This window comes from Robinsoniella sp. (assembly GCF_034124845.1).
Genome location: NZ_JAWYAJ010000174.1, coordinates 1 through 4176 on the forward strand (window position 1 = coordinate 1; position 4176 = coordinate 4176).

The following is a 4176-nucleotide window of genomic DNA, read 5'->3' on the forward strand; positions in this document are numbered from 1 at the left end:
GCTGTTTTCAACTACAGACTTACAGCCCTTTGATTCCCACAGTATTTTCTGAGGTGTCATATATACTCGTTTTCTATTATCATTTTCACAACTTTTTAAAATGCTGTTATCCATTATGCGGAAAATGCTGTTATTCTGTTCTCTGTCGCCGATCATATTTTATCCCCCTTTATCATGCGCTTTGCAGTAGACTTTCTTTTCATGATGCTAAGTTTATTCTCAAAATAGCATGTATTTCCATTGTCAATATTTGAAAGAAGTAATTCAAACGCTTTTTCTCCAAATTTAACTTTATCTAAACTCATTGTCGTTAAAGAAGGTTCCCAATATTCCCCATAACTAATCCCATCAAACCCCATAACAGATATGTCTTCCGGAACCTTGTAACCCTTTTCTTTAATAGCCTTCATAGCTCCAAGAGCCATCAAATCATTGAGACAGATTACAGCCGAAAAGTCTCTGCCTGACTTTATTAATTCCTTAGCATAATAATAGCCGGCAGTTATATCAGTAGTATAAGGATATTCTCCGTCAAACAATAAATTTTCTCCGCAAGGCAGTCCTAAGCGTTCCACCATCTTAAGATAACAAATACTCCTTAAATCATAAGGCAAGCTTCTCCCAAGTCCGCTTAAGTATGCTATTTCTCTGTGCCCCAGACTGTAAAGGTATTCCATTGCCTCATGCATTGCTGCCATATGGTCATTTTCTATTGAAGAAACTTTCCTGTAATCTGCCCCTACATTGCCGCTGACTAATACTTTAATCCCATTGTCAACCAAATGATAAAGTTTATCCATATTAAACTTGTAAGGAATAGCAGTTACAAAAACTCCATCTAGTCTTCTCGTAATAAAGTTATCAAAATATTCGTCCAGTTTATTAAAACCTGTACAGATATTTACAAAATAATTTTTTTCATTTGCCGCACGTTCAAAACCTTTAACAATTTCACCAAAAAAAGGATTCGAAATATCTTCTAATACAATTCCTATTTGCATGGTTTTTTTTGTAGACAAGCTTCTCGCTATCATATCTGGTTTGTAGTCCAGAGCTTTTACTGCTTCTAATACTTTCTTTACTGTTTCGTCTTTCACTTTATGCGGACAACTTAGAGCATTTGATACTGTAGCAGTGGAAACTCCTGCCAGCTTTGCCACATCCGATCGTGTCGCTTTCATTCCCTGTCAACTCCTTTACTCGGGTAAATTATTTTTGAAAAAAATAAAATATCAATTCACTTAATTATATACAGATTGTATAATTACATGTGATTTTATAACTAAAACCTATCAGATATATGAACAAATGTCAACATAAATATTTGCAAGAATTTTACCCGGGTAATATTTTATTATCTTTTAGATAGATCTGGCAGTGATGATCTGATCTGAGTTATACAAAAAAGTACCTCATATTTTAAGATTTCATCAGAATTCTTAAAACAAAGGTACTTATTTTTCTCGTCAGTTCTTCGCTGCTTCAAAATCTCCCACCAGTTCTTTGCAGGCATCCATAAAAATGCCCACATCCACAGAATACGAGACATACCGTACTCCCTGGGCGACCCATTTATTCATACTCTTTCGCGTATCCACAAAGGTTCCGATCTGAATATTCCTGCGCATTCCCATATCGACAATGAAATTCATATATTCCAGTACTTTCGGGTGGTCAATCTGCCCTGGAACTCCCAGTGACTGTGAAAGGTCATAGGGACCAATAAAAATAATGTCAATTCCTTCCACTTCCATGATCTCCTCCAGATTGCTAATCGCTTCTGCGCCTTCAATCTGAAGGGTAACAAGAATTTCATTGGAACTTTTAAAATATTCTTCTCTGGGCATTGCCGAATAATGCGCTGCCCTCACAAACCTGCATACTCCACGTTGTCCATTAGGATAAAACCTGGCTAATGCAATTGCCTTTTTTGCCTGAAGTGCATTGGTGATCTGGGGAATCTGCACCGCGCCGGCACCAAGATCCAGTGCTTTGCCGATTGCCTGCTCCGATATTTCGGATACTCTTACAACCGGCAGAATACCGGTTACATTACAGGCCCGGATCAGATCAGACAGATTAGAACTTGCTGCCGGACCATGTTCCATATCCAGAATGCAGAAATCAAATCCACTGTATCCCAATATTTCAATAAAGGAAGGATCCAGTGTTTTGCAAAAGGGTCCAAGCACCGGTTCCCTTGAAATTTTGTCTTTAAAATCCTGAATAACGTTAGCTTTCATTTCCATCCTACACACTTCCTTTCTACCATTCCGCCACAGTTCCATCGCTGTTGCGCCATACCGGATTCTTCCAGTTATGACCAGCCTCTGCCATCTTTTCCACATACGTTTCGTTTATTTCAATTCCAAGTCCCGGTTTTGAAGGTATCTGCACTACTCCGTTTCGATACTCAAATACCTTAGGATCAGCCAGATAATCCAACAGGTCACTGCCCTGATTGTAATGTATTCCAAGGCTCTGTTCCTGAATAAATGCGTTAGGTGTACAGGCATCCATCTGCAGGCAGGAAGCCAGTGCAATGGGTCCAAGGGGACAGTGGGGTGCCACTGCAACATCATAGGCTTCCGCCATGGCTGATATCTTCCGGCACTCCAGAATACCTCCTGCATGGGATAAATCCGGCTGGATAATATCTACAACACCCTGTTCGAAGATTTTCTTAAAATCCCACCTGGTAAATAGCCGTTCTCCGGTAGCGATTGGGGATGCCGTGTATTTGGCAATTTCCCCAAGTGCCTCGTAGTTCTCACACAATACCGGTTCTTCAATGAACATCAGGTGAAACTGATTCAGTTCCTGCACCAGTATCTTCGCCATACTCTTATGTACCCTGCCGTGGAAATCCACCGCAATGCCAAAGTACTTTCCGCATTGCTCACGGATTGCCGCCACACGTTCACAGACTGCATCTACTTTTGCGAAACTGTCAATATATGCCATTTCCTCCGTAGCATTCATTTTGATCGCCTTAAACCCCAGGTCTTGCTGCCGTTTTGCCTCTATCCCCACATCAGAGGGGCGGTCTCCGCCGATCCAGCAGTATACGTCAACGTGGTTCCGGCACATGCCTCCTAAAAATTCATATACCGGCATATTGTAATATTTTCCTTTTATATCCCACAAGGCCTGTTCAATTCCGGATATTGCACTGGATAAAATAGGACCTCCCCGGTAGAAACCGCCCCGGTAGAGCACCTGCCAGATATCTTCTATCCGTCTAGGATCACTGCCGATTAAATAGGTTTTCATTTCTTCCACGCATGCCTTAACAGATTCCGCTCTGCCTTCTATAACCGGCTCTCCCCATCCGCAGATTCCTTCATCCGTTTCAACCTTTAGAAAAAGCCATCTGGGCTGCACCATATATAATTTCAAATTTGTAATTTTCATTTCATGTATCCTTTCTTTATAATTCGTTATAGTTCCTTATAGTTCGTTTAATTTTGTCATATTCTCATCTGTATTTTTCCATTTAGTCCATCCCGATTAACAATTATAAGTACTTATCATGCCTCCTCCCCGGAATACATCATGTCATCTGACGTCTGATGTCTTTACTATATAGTATCATAACGCAAAGATTTGTCAATGCTTTTTACTACAAAATAACTAATTGTTGAATCAAAAAAAACATGATACAATAAATGCGATTAAGCATAACATCGTTGATCATGTTCGATTTTAACAAAAAAATATTATCTAATGAATCTTTGGAGAAACTATCTATGTACGAATTTGAAAATATAGCCGATAAACCGTTGGCAGAAAAAGTTTCCGATGCAATAATTGAATTAATTATAACAAATAAAATCAAAGCCGGTGAAAAGCTGCCCAATGAATTCCAGCTGGCGGAAAGCTTGAAGGTGGGCCGCAGTACTATCCGGGAAGCGGTCAAAATCCTGGTATCCAGAAATATCGTGGAAATACGGAGGGGTTCCGGAACATTCGTCTGTCAGGAACCAGGTGTAGTGGACGATCCCCTTGGCTTTACCTTCATAAAAGACAAAAAACAGCTGGCAATGGATCTGATCTCTGTAAGAATGCTGATAGAACCTCAGATGGCAGCGCTTGCAGCCCGCAACGCAGACGAATCTGATCTCCGTGAAATAAGTGAACTCTGTTTAAAAATAGAGCAGCTTATTAAAAACAATA

Annotated in this window: 4 protein-coding genes; 1 reads left to right on the forward strand and 3 read right to left on the reverse strand. The window is 40.1% G+C overall.

Features of this window, described 5'->3' with window-relative positions:
• Nucleotides 1-152 precede the first annotated feature (152 nt).
• The 3 genes from ACH2DQ_RS08235 to dgoD all read right to left on the reverse strand — a co-directional run bounded on the left by ACH2DQ_RS08235 (nt 153) and on the right by dgoD (nt 3414).
• Nucleotides 153-1181, reverse strand: coding sequence for a LacI family DNA-binding transcriptional regulator (locus ACH2DQ_RS08235; RefSeq protein WP_394914468.1), 1029 nt, complete (start codon nt 1179-1181; stop codon nt 153-155).
• A gap of 285 nt (nt 1182-1466) precedes the next feature.
• Nucleotides 1467-2249 carry an HpcH/HpaI aldolase/citrate lyase family protein gene (locus ACH2DQ_RS08240; protein WP_394914467.1) on the reverse strand — a complete coding sequence of 261 codons (783 nt, stop codon included), beginning with the start codon at nt 2247-2249 and terminating at the stop codon, nt 1467-1469.
• A 16-nt stretch (nt 2250-2265) separates the two neighbouring features.
• Nucleotides 2266-3414, reverse strand: coding sequence for a galactonate dehydratase (dgoD, locus tag ACH2DQ_RS08245; RefSeq protein WP_394914466.1), 1149 nt, complete (start codon nt 3412-3414; stop codon nt 2266-2268).
• 335 nt (nt 3415-3749) lie between these two features.
• Here dgoD and ACH2DQ_RS08250 point away from each other — a divergent pair.
• Nucleotides 3750-4176, forward strand: a 427-nt coding sequence (locus tag ACH2DQ_RS08250; protein WP_395026314.1) for a FadR/GntR family transcriptional regulator, incomplete at its 3' end; no start/stop codon positions are given.